Below are 14,132 nucleotides of genomic sequence, written 5' to 3' on the forward strand. Positions count from 1 at the left end.
TCTGAAGAACGAGGCGATGCACGAGCGCTTGTTTGCATCCAGGGACGAAGGCAAGGCTGTGGTCCGCGACTACATTGAGACGTACTACAATAAGCAGCGGCTACATCAAACCTTGGGCTACCAAACGCCTGCCGCCGTCGAGGCCGCATTCCCTGTGTCTAAATAACTTGTCCAGGATATCCGGACCACCTCAGGTCTGACATTCGGACACGGACCCGACAGTAGCCAGGCCTTACGGCAGAGTTCGTGTCTAAATGTCAGACCTGACACCCCGGGTTGGGTTTGTAGCGGGCGACCTCAGGCGGAAGCCGTGGCGGGGACGGCGCCCTTGCGCAGGCGGTAGGCCAAAGCGAGGACGAGGAGCCAGGCCGGGATCATCCAGACCGAGAGGCGCAGGCCCGGGGTCAGGTACATCACCACGATGATGCCGGCCAGGAAGGCCAGGCAGAGGTAGTTGGTGAGGGGGAAGAAGGGGCTGCGGAAGGCGGTCGCCTGGCCGCTGGCCGCCTTCTGGCGGCGGAAGCGCAGGTGGCTCCAGCAGATCATGCCCCAGTTGATGACGAGGGCCGAGACGGCCAGGCCCATCAGCATGCCGAAGGCTTCCCTGGGCAGGAAGTAGTTGATGCAGATGCAAATGCCGGTGGCGACCGCCGAGACGCCCAGGGCCGCCAGCGGCACGCCGCGGCGCGACACCCTCAAGAGGGCGCGCGGGGCGTTGCCCTGTTCGGCCAGGCCGAAGAGCATGCGGCTGTTGGCGTAGACGCAGCCGTTGTAGACCGACAGGGCTGCCGTCAGCACCACCAGGTTGAGGACATTGGCGACCACATTGCTGTCCAGCGCGGCGAAAATCAGCACGAAGGGGCTGCCGCCGAGGGCGACCTTGGACCAGGGGTAGAGCATCAGCAGCACGGCCAGGGCGCCGACGTAGAAGATGGCGATGCGCCAGATCGCCTGGTTGATGGCGCGCGGGATGGTGCGGCCCGGGTTGTCGGCTTCGGCGGCGGTGATGCCGATCATTTCCAGTCCGCCGAAGGAGAACATGATGACGGCCATCGACAGCGCCAGGCCGGCGAAGCCGTTCGGGAAGAAGCCGCCGTGCTGCCAGAGGTTGGCCACGCCCGCCTGGGGCCCGGCGGTGTCGCTGATCAGGAGGTAGAGGCCGAACACGATCATGCCGACCACGGCCGCCACCTTGATGATCGAGAACCAGAACTCGAGTTCGCCGAAGGCTTTCACGTTGAGCAGGCTCAGGGCGTTGACCAGCATGAAGAACGCGAGCGCCGAGACCCAGGTCGGCACCTCGGGGAACCAGTACTGGACGTAGATGCCGAGGGCCGACAGTTCGGCCATGCTGACGAGGATGTACATGACCCAGTAGTTCCAGCCGGAGGCGAAACCGGCCAGCGGGCTGCCGTACTTGCTGGCGAAATAGCCGAAAGAACCGGCGACCGGCTCGTCGACGATCATCTCGCCCATCTGGCGCATGATGAGGAAGGCGACCAGGCCGGCGATCGCGTAGCCGAGCAGGGCCGAAGGGCCGGCTTGCTGGATGGTCTGGGCCACGCCCAGGAACAGGCCCGTGCCGATCGCGCCGCCGAGGGCGATCAGCTGGATGTGGCGGTTCTTCAGTCCGCGCTTGAGTTCGTGCGCGGGGGCGTGCTGCGGGTTGTCCATCGTCGGCCTTAAGGAAAAGGTTGCCTTAAAGCCAGCGATTCTACTGCATGGAACTGGGCCGTGGAGGGCGACCGCGGGATTATTCGCGGCCGCCGTGCAGGCTGGCCGTCAGAAACCGCGCCAGTTGCGGCTATAGGCCGAGCGGCGGGCATACTTGCCGCCGAATTTCTTCCAGAGCAGGCCGGCAATGGCCATCATGATCATCTTGCGCATCGTAATCTCCTATCGTGGGAAGGTAAGGACGGTCCCAGCTTAACGGGTTCGGGGCGGAAGCGGCGCAGGCTTGGCCGGCGGGGCATCCACTATCGCGCGCGCCCCGGTTCAACGTGTCCTGCCCTTGCGCGGGATGGCATAGACGTCCGCCACCAGCGTACTGTCCCCGATCTGCCGGCTGGGCGAGGCCGAGTCGTGCACCACCAGCAGCTCGGTTTCCTTGCCGTCCTTGCCGGGAAACAGGCTCATGCCTTCCGGATGGTCGACGCCCTGGCCGAAGGGCAGCTCGAGCACGGTTTCGAGCTGGTGCGCGTGCAGCACGGCTTCTTCCCGGGGCGCCGTGCCGCCGCGCCAGCGCAGCACGCGCACCGGGCCGTCCAGGTCCATGGTCGGCCCGGCCAGCACCAGCACGTCCTTGCCCTGCACGCACAGGTCGCGGATGCCGAGGCCATGCAGGTCGAGGAAGTGCTTGCGGTAGAGAAGCCCCTCCTTGTCGACCGGCGCCAGGCGCAGCCGGCCTTCCTCTTCGTCGTCCACCAGCGCGACCTCGATCACCAGCGCCCAGCCGCGCAGCACCGGGCCGCGCAGGCCCAGCAGCAGGTGTTCGCCGGCCACCGCCAGGCCCTCGATGTCGAAGCCGTTGTCCTTGCCGGGGATGGAGAGAAAAGGACCGAGGTGGGGATCCTCGCGCAGCAGCGCCGTCAGCTCCTTGCCGTGCTCGTCGCCGCGCAGCATGGCGGCGCGGCGCAGCCTGTTCTTGCCCGCGTGCTCGCGGGCGAGCGTGTAGCCGCCGTCTTCCTCGACCACCGGGATGCGTCCCAGCAGGTAGCGGTTGCCGTCTGCGCTGACGCTTGCGAGGCGTCTCTGCGCCTTGCGCACGCCGTCGCCTTCCTTTGGCTGACGCCGGCGCAAGCTGTGCGAACCGGCGATCCACAGGTATTTGCCGTCGCAGGCCAGGCCCTCGATGTCGGCCTCGTTGATGTCGTCCCGCGTTTCGCCGTGGGGCGGCAGCGGCAGGGGCAGGTAGTCGTGCAGGGCGTACTGCCGGTGTTCGCGCGCGAAACTGCTTCTCCCGGTGCTGTCGGCCTCGCACAGGGTCAGTCGCTCGAGGCTGACCGACTCGTCGTTGGCGAGCCAGAGGGTGCGGCCCATGCGCAGGGCCACCGACAGGCCGTCGCGCAGCTCCTTGCCGGGGCTGAGGTCATCGCGTTCGGGATGGAATTCCAGCAGGACGATGTTCGATGGATGCATGGCGCGCACGGAAGGTCGTGGGGACGACCCAACGATATCACGGTCGTGCGCAGCCCGGCTTACCGCAGCTTATCGCAGCGCATTGCAGCTCATTGCAAGTAAGGCGCGACCTTGCCTGCGATGCGCCCGAATTCTTCCGGGCTCAAGGGCAGCGCGCGAAACGCCGCCCAGGCCTCGACGGGCTTCATATTGCCCGGCGTGGCCGCATCGGACCCGTAGAGGATCTTGTCGACGCCGACCATGCGGATCCGGGTCACCATCTCGCGCGCGTGCTCGGGAGAGAGTTCCGGGGTGGCGATCGAGGCCACGTCGAAGTAGAGGTTGCGGGTGTTCGGGTCCTTGCGCGCCGCGGCTTCGGCGAACACGCGCATCACCTCGTTGGCCGGCGGGTCATCAAAGCCGGGCCCGGTGCCGGCGAAGTGGGCCACCTGCACCAGGATGTCGGGCGCCTGCGGCATCAGCCGGGTGAGAAAGGCGCGCGCCTGCGCCTCGCCGTAGGGGCGCTTGAGGCCGATGTTGGCGCGCAGGTGCACGGCGATGGCCATGCGGTGGCGGTTGGCTGCGCGGAAGACCTCCTGCAGGCGCTTGACGTGCTCGGGATTCTCCAGCTGCACGTCGGAATTCCCGAAGTGCATCTTGATGCCATGGCGCAGACCGGGGTGAAAGGCGCAGCGCTCCAGTTCCTTCAGTGCGTAGTCCTTGAGCGGATTGAAGCCGCAGAAGGCGCGCAGGCGCCCGGGATACTTCGCGGCCTGGGCCGCGGTCCAGTCGTTCTCGCCCTGGACCTTCGCGTACTCGTCCTCGACCACGCGCGTCGGCCGGCCATACATATAGGCCACCGACATGATGGCGGCGCGGCCGATGCCGGCCTTGTCCAGCAAGCCCACCAGTTCCTCGACCGGGATCTCGCGCAAGGCGTCGGGGCCGGGTTTTGGCGCCAGGAAGGCGATGATGCCGGGGCTGAACAGGTGCTGGTGGTGGTCGGCGGCGGGCGTGGCCGCCCGGGAGGCAAGCGGCAGCATCAGCGCCGCGGCCAGGCACAGGCGTGACATCAGGGCGGGCATCGTGGCACCTCGATCGTGTGGACGTGGCACCAGCCTAAAGGGCGAGGCGCCCCTTGTCCACGACAATCGGATGCATATGGCGTCAAGCGGCCGGGCGCAGCAGGTCGGTCGGCAGGCGCGCCGCGTACCAGCAGTCGAACATGCGCTTGAAGGCGTCGAAGACCTGGTTGACGAGGAAGACGGCGGTGGTGCGCTCGTCCGCGCAGGGAACGTAGCCGGCAAGCGTCGCGCCCAGGCGCTCGCTGGCGCGCAGGCTGCCCACGCGATGGTGGAACTGGCCGAAGTAGTGCAGGCGCTCGACCAGGCCGAGTTCATCGACCAGCGCATACATCGGCTCGTTGAAGCAGTTGAAGGTCGCGTCCAGCGCCTCGATCAGGACCATGCGGTAGAAGGGCGTGCGCCAGGTCTTGGCCAGGTGGATCGCGTGGTACACGGCCTCGCGGGTGGCGTGGTTCTCGAGCGACCAGACGTCGGTGAAGGCCTGGGCCGCCGGCAGCTGCAGGAGGCGCCGGCCGTGGTCGATGGCGTGCAGGTCTTCCAGGTACCAGAGCCAGTGGAAGCCGTACTCGTCGGAGTAGCGGTGCACGCTCGCCTGCAGGGGCGACTTGTCGCTGTTGTCGCGCAGCGCGGCGAGGATGTCCTTGAAGCCCATCGTGAAGAACATCATGGCGGGGATGAAGGACAGGCGCTGCTGCGGGTCGACGCCGCGGTCGGCCATGAAGCTGCACAGGGCGGACTGGCGCAGGCGGGCGCTGCGCAGGTCCAGGATGTCGTCGAGGAAGTCCATGGGCGGGGATCCTTTGTTGCCGGGAATACGGTAGCCGATGTGCTGCTCCCCGCGGGTGCAGCGTGACGGCTTGCTCGCAGTGTAGGCAAAGCGGGCGGGACGGTCTTCCCCCACGACGGGGGGAAGCCTAGAGGACCGTGACGACGACCCGGCGCTGGTGGGGGCTGGTGCGGTGCTCGTAGAGGTAGATGCCCTGCCAGGTGCCGAGCAGCAGGCGGCCGTCCTTCACCGGCACGGTGACGGCCGAGCCGGTGAGCATATTGCGCACGTGGGCCGCCATGTCGTCCGGGCCTTCCGCGTCGTGGCGGTAGGCCGGATCGCCGTCGGGCGCCAGGCGGGCCAGGATGGTGTCGAGGTCGCGGCGCACGTCGGCGTCGGCGTTTTCCGTGATGATCAGCGAGCAGCTGGTGTGCTGGACGAAGACGTGCGCCAGGCCTGCGCTAGCGCCCGCCTGGCGCACGACCTCGGCGACATCCCGGGTGATGTCGCGCGTGCCGCGGCCGCGGGTGGAGAATGCGAGGATGGATTGGTGCGCCATGCTTCGGAAGCTTAGCAGCTTCGGGCCAGCGTGTCCGGCTGCGCCAGGCGTGCGAGCAGGTCTTCGAGCGGGGCCGGGCGCGCGAACAGGTAGCCCTGCATGCAGGGGCTGCCGTGCTCGGCCAGGTAGTCGGCCTGCTGGCTTGTTTCGATGCCCTCGGCCACCACGCGCAGGTCCAGGTGGTCGGCCATGGCCAGGATCGACTGCACGATGGCGGTGCCGTTGACGTCGTTCGGGGTGTCGCGGATGAAGCTCTTGTCGATCTTGAGCTCGTACAGCGGCATCTTGCGCAGGTAGGCCAGGTTCGAGTAGCCGGTCCCGAAGTCGTCGATCGAGAAGCGGATGCCCATGGCGCTCAGCTCGTGCATGCGCGCGATGGTGGCGTCGAGGTCCGACACCAGCAGCCCCTCGGTGACTTCGAAGATCATCTGGTCGGCCGGCGCCCCGGTTTCCCGCAGCGTCGCGCGCACGCGTTCGACGAAATCCGGCTGGCGGAACTGCAGCGGGCTGACGTTGACCGAGAGCGGCATCGGATGGCCGGCGGCGTCGAGGGTCAGCCAGGCCTGGCAGGCCTGGCGCAGCACCCAGTCGCCCAGCGACACGATCAGGCCGCTGCTCTCGGCGATCGGGATGAAGACGTCGGGCGGCACCAGCACGCCGTCGGCGCGGCGCCAGCGCAGCAGCAGCTCGGCGCCGACCGGGCAGTGCTCGCGGTCGACCTGCAGCTGCAGGTGCACGGCGATCTCCTGGCGCTCGAGGGCCAGGGCGAGGTCGCGCTCGAGCGTCAGCTTGCGCTCGGCGTCGGCCAGCATATTGTTCTCGAACAGGGCCACGCCGTTGCGCCCGCCCGCCTTGGCCTGGTACATCGCGGTATCGGCTTCGCGCAGCAGGTCGTGGCCGGTCTGGCCCGGGCGCAGCGGCAGGGCCACGCCGATGCTGCCGGTGGAGCGGTAGACGTGTTCCTCGATCGTCACTTCCTCGCCCAGGGCGGCGAGCACCTTCTCGGCCACGGACAGCGCCGTGCGACTGGCGGCATCGGCTTCGTGTCCGAGGTCGTTCAGCAGGACCACGAATTCGTCGCCGCCCAGGCGCGCCACGGTGTCGCCCTTGCGCACCACCGACAGCAGGCGCGCCGCGGCGTGCTTGAGGAGGGCGTCGCCGGTGGCGTGGCCGCGCGCGTCGTTGACGGTCTTGAAATTGTCGAGGTCGATGAACAGCACCGCGCCCAGCATGCCGCCGGCGTGCCGGGCCGCGACCATGGCGTCCAGGCGCTCGGTCAGCAGGCGGCGGTTGGGCAGGCCGGTGAGCACGTCGTAGAAGGCCAGGCGATGGATCGCCTTGGCCGAGTTGCGGCGCTCGGTGATGTCGCGGCCGACCGCCACCCAGTGGGTGTTGCGCCCGCCCTCGCTGGCGAAGGGCACCAGTTCCATCTCGACCCAGTAGGGTTCGCCATCCTTGGTGTAGTTGACGAGCTCCGCGGTCACGGCCTGGTTGTTGGCGACGGCCGCGAGGATGCGCGCGATCTCGTCGGAATCGGTGTCCGGCCCGTGCAGCAGGCGCATGCTGCGGCCGATGACCTCTTCCCTGGCGTAGCCGGTGCGGCGGACAAAAGCGTCGTTGGCGAAGATGATCGGCTGTTCCGCGCCCGGCAGGTCGACGGCGCGCGCGATCAGGACCATGTCGTTCAGGCGCGCCACCGCGGCCGCGGTCAGGCGCAGCTCGGCGTTCAGCTCATGCAGCTTGTCCTGCTTGGCCTCCAGGGACTCGGCGAAGCCCTGCATCTCCACGAAGGTCTGCGACAGGCCCTTGAGCAGGGTGCCGCAGGTGACGGTGATGACGGCGCCCACGCACAGGTAGTTGATGGTCACGGCCACGGCCGCCAGCAAGTGCTGCTCGCCCAGCCCGAGCACGACCAGCCTTGCCTGGCCCGTGACGCCCAGGCCGAAGATGCTCAGGGCGGTCAGTACCAGGATGATCAGGGCCTGGCGGGTGCCGAGCAGGATCACCGCCATCACGGGCGGGCCGATCAGGTAGATCTGGCTGATCGAACCCACCGTGAGCATCAGGCCGATCCCGACCACGTAGAGCACCGCGAGGAAGTTCCAGACCCGCAGGGCATAGGGAAGGCGGTCGAACCACCAGATCGCGAAGATCCAGGCCAGCGCGACCACGTCGAGCACGGCCAGCGCCCAGATGCCGTCGGCGAGCGCGAACAGGGAGCTGGGAATGGCGGTCGCCGTCCCCAGCAACAAGGTGGTCGACATCAGCCCGCGAAAGATGCGGGTGCGCCAGTGTGCGATATCGTAGAACTGTTTCATGCGGCTGCCCCGTACGCATGCTTGAAACGTTTCCTGTGCGCACTAGAAATTAATAGAACGCAATATTCTAGCGTAATGACACGCGCTTGTCATGCGAGCCGCATGAACCACGAGTTACCAGCCCGCTTCAGCCAGCTTACACGCTATGGGCCAGGCCGAGGTTCCGATTGGCCGGGACCGCCACGTCGATGAGCTTCGGGCGCGGCAGGTCCAGGGCGGCCATCAGGGCGACGAAGTCGGCGCGCGAACGGTTCGCCAGGCGCGCGTTGTGGCGGCGCTCCCAGCCGATGCTCGATACGGACTGGCCCTTGTAGTCGTGGCCGGGCCAGACCCGGGTGGCGTCGTCGAGCACGAAGAGCTTGCGGGTAACGCTGTCGTAGAGGGCGTCGGCGGAGCCGCCCTGGAAATCGGTGCGCCCGCAGCCGTTCACCAGCAGGGTGTCGCCCGTGAAAAGGTTGCCGCGCCAGAGGTAGCACATGCTGCCGGCGGTATGGCCGGGCGTATGGATCACGGCGATGTGCTCGCGCGCACCAAACGGAATCACGTCGCCGTCTTCCAGCTGGACTTCGGCCGGCGGGATCCCGCAGCCGCTCGGCACGCAGGCCTTGGCGCCGGTGAGGGCGCGCAGCTTGCCGGCCGAGGTGACGTGGTCGGCATGGGCGTGGGTCTCGAGCACGTGGGTCAGGCGCAGGCCGAGGCGCTCGATGTGGGACAGGTCGCGCTCGAGGTTGTGGTCGACCGGGTCGATGATCACGGCGTCGCTGCTATCGGGGGCGGTCAGGATGTAGGTGTAGGTGGACGACTCGGCGTCGAACAGCTGGATGGGATTGATCTGCATGGGCTCTCCGGGCAATCGCGACGTTGTACCACAGCCTTGCGCGTTGCGAAAGAGCCTGCGCTTACGGCTTTCGGAGGCTTGCCAGCTTCTCGCGCAGCGTCGCCTCCGACAGCTCGCCCGTGTGGCGGGCGCGCAGCACGGCCCCGGCGTCATAGAACAGGGTGGCCGGATAGCCGGGCGAGGAGGTGCGGGCCGCCAGGCGCGCGGCCGGGTCGAGCACGACGTTCTCCATGCGCAGGCCCTGGTCGGCCAGGAAGCCGGCGACCGCCGCGGCGGATTCGCCCTGGTTCACGAAGACGAAGGCGATGTCGGGATGGGCGCGCTGCGCCGCCTCCAGGGCCGGCATCTCGCGCCGGCAGGGCGGGCACCAGGTGGCCCAGAGGTTGACCACCATGGGCTTGCCGGCCAGGCTGCGCAAGGGGATCTCGCTGCCGTCGAGGCGGCGCACGGTCAGGTCGGGGAGCGGCGCGGCGCTCGGGGCCAGGGCTTGGGCGGCGAGCGCGCCGCCCAGCCAGACGGCGCCCCCAAGCATCAGGCTGGCCAGCAGCGGACGGCGCAGGGGCGCCTGGCGCCGGATGATCTCGGCGGCCACCACGCAGGCCACCATCAGGCCGACCGGGCGGTCGAAGCCGCCGTCGCGGATGTCGAACATCGTCCAGGGCTTGGCGAGGAAGAGGTCGTGGTGGCGCAGTACGAAGACGGCGCGGGCGGCGATGAAACCGGCGGCGATCACGGTCCAGACGGCGCCGCCGGCGTCGATGCCGCGACGGCGGCGGTAGAGGCCGGCCAGGCCTGTCGCGGCGAGGATGGCGGCGAGCGCCAGCAGGGTCGGAACGGAGAAGACGAGGGGACCGAGCCGGATGGCATCCATGGCGGCGCACTTTCTGTTGGGATGCGCGCAGCTTAGCGCAGGAGGCTTAACAGAACATTAACCAGCTTCATGCCGGGGCGTTGGGCCGAAAACGTTTGCGGTAGTCGCTTGGCGAAGTACGGAATGCGCTGCGGAAATGCTGCCTGAGTGCAAGCGCATTGCCGAATCCGGCCGCCTGCGCCACCCGCTCGACCGAGGCCTCGCTGGTCTCTAACAGGCGCTGGGCATGGAGCAGGCGCTGCTTGAGCAACCACTGCTTGACCGTGGTGCCGGTCGCCTGGCGGAAGTGGCGGGTGAAGTTGCGGCGGCTCATCGCAACGCGCGCGGCAAGCGCGTCGATGCTGTGTTCTTCGGCCAGGTGCGCGTCGATCCAGGCAAGCAGTTCGGAAAACCGGCCGGCCGCAGGCGACGCCGGCAGCGGCCTGTCGATGAACTGGGCCTGGCCGCCGTCGCGGTGGGGCGCGATCAGGATGCGCCGGGCGACCTTGTTGGCGTAGTCGGCGCCGCGCAGCCGGCGCAGCAGGTGCAGGCAGCAGTCCAGGCCCGCCGCGACCCCGGCCGACGTCAGGACCTGGCCTTCGTCGACATACAGGACGTGCTGGTCGACCTTCACCGTCGGGTAGCGCGCGGCGAGCAGCCCTGCCGCCTCCCAGTGGGTGGCGACGGTCCGGCCATCGAGCAGGCCGGCCTGGGCCAGCGGAAAAGCACCCAGGCACAGTCCGACGATGGTGGCGCCGCGTGCGTACGCGCGGCGCAGGGCGTCCAGCAGGCAGGCTGGCGCCTCGCGGTCGGCTGTCAGCCAGGAAGGCATGACGACGATGTCGGCTTCCTCGAGGCCGGAAAGGTCGCGCTGCGCGGTGATCGTGAAGCCGGCCGAGGTCCGCAAGGGGCCCGCCTGCAGGCCGCAGACGAGGATCTCGAAGCAGGGGTCTTCGGCGCGCACGGCCTGGCTGCCGAAGACCAGGCAGGGGACCGACAAATGGAAGGGGATGATGCCGTCGAAGGCGACGACCGCCACCTTGGGTGCGGCAGGAAGGTGTTCTTGTGGGCGCATGGCCCGATTATATCGAAAGTGTGCCTTCGGGCCACTGTCGCGGGGTTCAACGAGGCCCGACAATGCCTTCCGTCCCGTCATCGGGATGCACGTCTCACCACCCACACCAACCTGTTTCGAGGAATACCATGAGCAAGAATGCCGTCATCGTCGTCGATTTGCAGAACGATTATCTGCCCACAGGGAAGCTGCCGCTGGCCGGCATCGACGCGGCGCTGGGCAATGCCGCCCGCGTGATCGCCGCGGCCCGCGCGAAGGGCGAACCGGTCTTCCATGTCCGCCACGAATTCCTGCAGGCCGACGCGCCCTTTTTCGCGCCCGGCAGCGCGGGCGCCCGGATCCACCCGGCGGTGGCGCCACAGGAGGGCGAAGCCGTGATCCTGAAGCACCACCCGAATTCCTTCCTGAAGACCGACCTGAAGCGGCAGCTCGACGCCGGCGGCGTCGATGCCGTCACCATCGTCGGCGCGATGAGCCATATGTGCATCGACGCGACGGCGCGCGGCGCCTCGGACTTCGGCTACCGCGTCACGGTGGTGGACGATGCCTGCGCCACGCGCGACCTCGAATTCCGCGGGCAGACCGTGCCGGCCGCCCAGGTCCACGCCGCGCAGATGTCGGCACTGGCCTTCGCCTATGCGACGGTGATGGATACCGACGCCTGGATTGCCGCCTGATCCCCGCCTTCAGTCCGCCGCGCCCGGGGTCCGCGAGGGCGCGACCGGCGTGACCGGCGTGACCAGGATGCGGTCGATCCGGTTGCCGTCCATGTCCATGACCTCGAAGCGGAAGCCTTCCCATTCGACGAACTCGGAGGCCTTGGGGATGTAGCCGAGCTGGTAGAGCAGGAAGCCGGCCAGGGTATGGTAGGCGCCTTCGTCCTCGCCGGGGAAGACGATGCCGGTTGCGAGCAGGTCGCGGAAGCGGTCGAGGGCGACGCCGCCGTCGAGCAGCCAGCTGCCGTCCTGGCGCTGCACCGCGTCGGGATCGTGCTCCTCGCCGGCCACGGTGACGTCGCCGACCAGGGCGCTCATCACGTCGCTCAGGGTCACCATGCCCTGGATGTCGCCGTACTCGTCGACGATCAGGGCCAGCTCGGCGCGGTTCTTCTTGAACATCTCGAGCAGGGCCATGGCGCTCACGGTCTCGGGCACGTAGAGCAGCTCCTGCACCGCGCCGTCGATGTCGATCGCGTCCACCGCGCCGGTGCGGGCAGCCTGGCCGAACAGGTCGCGCACCAGCACGTAGCCGAGGATGTGCGAGCGGTCGCCCCGGCATACCGGGAAGCGGCTGTAGGGGTTGTTCGCGATGATCTCGAGGTTGGTGGAGCGGTCCATCTCGAGGTCGAGGATCACCAGGTCCACGCGCGGCGTCATCAGGGACTTCAGGTGCTGGTCGTCCAGGCGCAGGGCGCGCGAGACGATGTCGTACTCGGTCTTTTCAAAGACGCCGGTGTCGGCGCCTTCCTTGATCATGCCGGTGATGTCTTCCTCGGTCGGCGCTTCTTCCTTGGCCTGGTGGATCCCGATGATGCGCACGATGGCGTTGGTGGACAGCGAGAGCGCCTTCACGAAGGGCGACATGATCTTCGAGAGCAGCCGCAGGGGCGGCGCGATCAGCACCGCCATGGCTTCCGGATAGGCCATGGCGATGCGCTTGGGGACCAGTTCGCCGAAGATGATCGAGGCGATCGTGATGACCACCACGACCAGTCCGAGCGCCGCTTCACGCGCATACGGACCGATCACGGGGACGGTTTCGAGTTGGGGCGTGAGGTGGCTGACCAGCGAGGCTTCGCCGAAGGCGCCGTTGAAGATGCCGATCAGGGTGATCCCGACCTGCACGGTGGAGAGGAAGTTGCTGGGATCGTCGGCGAGCTTGAGCGCGGTGCGTGCGCCGCGGCTTCCTTCCTCGGCGCGCCGCTCGAGGCGCATGCGCTTGGCCGACACCAGCGCCAGCTCGCTCATGGCGAACACCCCGTTCAGGAGAATCAGGACGGAGATGATCAATATGTCGGTCAGCACTTAGGCGGGGCCTCCTTCGGACACACCGGGCCGGGACCGGGCACGCTCACGGCGGCGTACGGCACATCATCGCATGCCGGCGCCTCCCGCCGCCGCACAAATGTGAGGGCTGCGCTCAGGGTACCAGGCGGAAATTCTTCTGGATGCCGGCCCAGCACTGCTGGTAGTCGGCCTGGCGCTGCGGCGACGCCAGCGCATAGGGCGTCGGCACGATCACGTGGCGGGTCTCGAACATGAAGGCCATGGTGTCGGCCACCTTGTGCGGCTTCGTGGTGTCCGCGCTGCTGGCCTTGTCGAACGTCGCCGCGTCCGGCCCGTGGCCGCTCATGCAGTTGTGCAGGCTGGCGCCGCCGGGATTGAAACCGTCGGCCTTGGCGTCATAGGCGCCGTGGATCAGGCCCATGAACTCGCTGGCCACGTTGCGGTGGAACCAGGGCGGGCGGAAGGTGTCTTCGCCGACCAGCCAGCGCGGCGGGAAGATCACGAAGTCCAGGGTGTCCACGCCCGGGGTGTCGCTGGGCGCCTGCAGGACCAGGAAGATCGAGGGGTCCGGGTGGTCGTAGCTGATCGAGCCGATGGTGTTGAAGTGGCGCAGGTCGTACTTATACGGGGCGTAGTTGCCGTGCCAGGCGACCACGTCGAGCGGCGAATGGCCGATCGAGGCGCGCCACAGGCCGCCGCAGAACTTGGCGACCAGTTCGAAGTCACCCTCGACGTCCTCATAGCGGGCGATGGGCGTGAGGAAGTCGCGCGGGTTGGCCAGGCCGTTCGAACCGATCGGGCCCATGTCGGGCAGCTGCAGGAGGGCGCCGAAGTTCTCGCAGATGTAGCCGCGCGCCTCGCCGTCCGGCAGGGACACCTGGAAGCGCACGCCGCGCGGGATCACGGCGATCTCCTGCGGTTCCACCTCGAGCAGGCCCAGTTCCGTGGCGATCGCCAGGCGGCCCAGCTGGGGCACTACCAGCAGCTCGCCGTCGGCGCTGTAGAAGTAGCGGCCCTGCATGTCCTTGTTGGCGGCGTACAGGTGGATCGCGCAGCCCGACATCGATTCGGGCGAACCGTTGCCGGCCATGGTGACCCAGCCGTCGATGAAGTCGGTCGGCGCAACCGGCATGGGCAGCGGGCTCCAGCGCAGCTGGTCGGGCGGGGCGGGCGTGTCGAAACGGCTGACGATGCGGCCGGCATCGATGGCCTGGAAGCTGCCGTGCATGGCAGCCGGGCGGATGCGGTAGAGCCAGGAGCGGCGGTTGTGGCTGCGCGGGGCGGTGAAGGCGGTGCCGGAAATCTGCTCGGCATACAGGCCGTAGGCCACGCGCTGCGGCGAGTTGCGGTGCCGGGGCAGGGCGCCGGGCAAGGCTTCGGTGGCGAACTCGTTGCCGAATCCGCTCATATAGGCCGATGGTTCGCCTTTAGGCTGGCTCATGCTTCATTTCTCCTGGCTGGATGCGCAATATCGAATGGCGCCACTCTAGAAGAAAACACCATGTTTTACGAGATGAA

At 68.0% G+C, this 14,132-nt stretch carries 13 protein-coding genes; 2 read left to right on the forward strand and 11 right to left on the reverse strand.

The window, feature by feature from the left end; genetic code table 11:
• Position 1: 1 nt before the first annotated feature.
• Positions 2-166 carry an IS3 family transposase gene (locus NX780_RS25365; RefSeq protein ID WP_370663649.1) on the forward strand — a complete coding sequence of 55 codons (165 nt, stop codon included), beginning with the start codon at positions 2-4 and terminating at the stop codon, positions 164-166.
• A 131-nt stretch (positions 167-297) separates the two neighbouring features.
• Here NX780_RS25365 and NX780_RS24240 read toward each other — a convergent pair whose 3' ends face one another.
• From NX780_RS24240 to NX780_RS24290, 9 genes are all read right to left on the reverse strand, one after another.
• The gene (locus NX780_RS24240; protein WP_258830454.1) at positions 298-1,674 is read right to left on the reverse strand and encodes an amino acid permease; all 1,377 of its coding nucleotides are present in this window, start codon (positions 1,672-1,674) and stop codon (positions 298-300) included.
• A 321-nt stretch (positions 1,675-1,995) separates the two neighbouring features.
• On the reverse strand, positions 1,996-3,138 hold the full coding sequence (locus tag NX780_RS24245) for a DUF3616 domain-containing protein (protein ID WP_258830455.1): 1,143 nt from the start codon (positions 3,136-3,138) through the stop codon (positions 1,996-1,998).
• An 89-nt stretch (positions 3,139-3,227) separates the two neighbouring features.
• Positions 3,228-4,202, reverse strand: coding sequence for an amidohydrolase family protein (locus tag NX780_RS24250; protein ID WP_258830456.1), 975 nt, complete (start codon positions 4,200-4,202; stop codon positions 3,228-3,230).
• 82 nt (positions 4,203-4,284) lie between these two features.
• Positions 4,285-4,989, reverse strand: a complete 705-nt coding sequence (locus tag NX780_RS24255; protein ID WP_258830457.1) for a hypothetical protein — start codon at positions 4,987-4,989, stop codon at positions 4,285-4,287.
• Positions 4,990-5,116: 127 nt separating this feature from the next.
• A complete protein-coding gene (locus NX780_RS24260) occupies positions 5,117-5,527 on the reverse strand; it encodes a secondary thiamine-phosphate synthase enzyme YjbQ (RefSeq protein WP_258830458.1) in 411 nt (136 codons plus the stop codon).
• An 11-nt stretch (positions 5,528-5,538) separates the two neighbouring features.
• Complete coding sequence (locus NX780_RS25280) at positions 5,539-7,845, reverse strand: putative bifunctional diguanylate cyclase/phosphodiesterase (protein WP_307733068.1); 2,307 nt, start codon at positions 7,843-7,845, stop codon at positions 5,539-5,541.
• Positions 7,846-7,981: 136 nt separating this feature from the next.
• A complete protein-coding gene (locus NX780_RS24280; protein WP_307733070.1) occupies positions 7,982-8,683 on the reverse strand; it encodes an MBL fold metallo-hydrolase in 702 nt (233 codons plus the stop codon).
• Between the two features lie 61 nt (positions 8,684-8,744).
• Entirely contained in the window at positions 8,745-9,554 is an 810-nt protein-coding gene (locus tag NX780_RS24285; protein WP_258830459.1) for a TlpA family protein disulfide reductase, read from the reverse strand.
• Between the two features lie 67 nt (positions 9,555-9,621).
• Positions 9,622-10,608: a GlxA family transcriptional regulator gene (locus NX780_RS24290; protein WP_258830460.1), complete on the reverse strand. Its 987-nt coding sequence runs from the start codon at positions 10,606-10,608 to the stop codon at positions 9,622-9,624.
• A 128-nt stretch (positions 10,609-10,736) separates the two neighbouring features.
• Here NX780_RS24290 and NX780_RS24295 point away from each other — a divergent pair, with 128 nt between their 5' ends.
• On the forward strand, positions 10,737-11,285 hold the full coding sequence (locus NX780_RS24295; protein WP_258830461.1) for a cysteine hydrolase family protein: 549 nt from the start codon (positions 10,737-10,739) through the stop codon (positions 11,283-11,285).
• A 9-nt stretch (positions 11,286-11,294) separates the two neighbouring features.
• On the opposite strand, the gene NX780_RS24300 is transcribed toward NX780_RS24295, so the two are convergent.
• Positions 11,295-12,632, reverse strand: coding sequence for a hemolysin family protein (locus tag NX780_RS24300; protein ID WP_370663648.1), 1,338 nt, complete (start codon positions 12,630-12,632; stop codon positions 11,295-11,297).
• 115 nt (positions 12,633-12,747) lie between these two features.
• Positions 12,748-14,055 (reverse strand): homogentisate 1,2-dioxygenase, encoded by a 1,308-nt coding sequence (hmgA, locus tag NX780_RS24305; RefSeq protein ID WP_258830462.1) that lies wholly within the window; start codon positions 14,053-14,055, stop codon positions 12,748-12,750.
• Positions 14,056-14,132: the final 77 nt, after the last annotated feature.

It is taken from the genome of Massilia agri, assembly GCF_024753255.1.
Classification (GTDB): Bacteria; Pseudomonadota; Gammaproteobacteria; order Burkholderiales; family Burkholderiaceae_D; genus Telluria; species Telluria agri.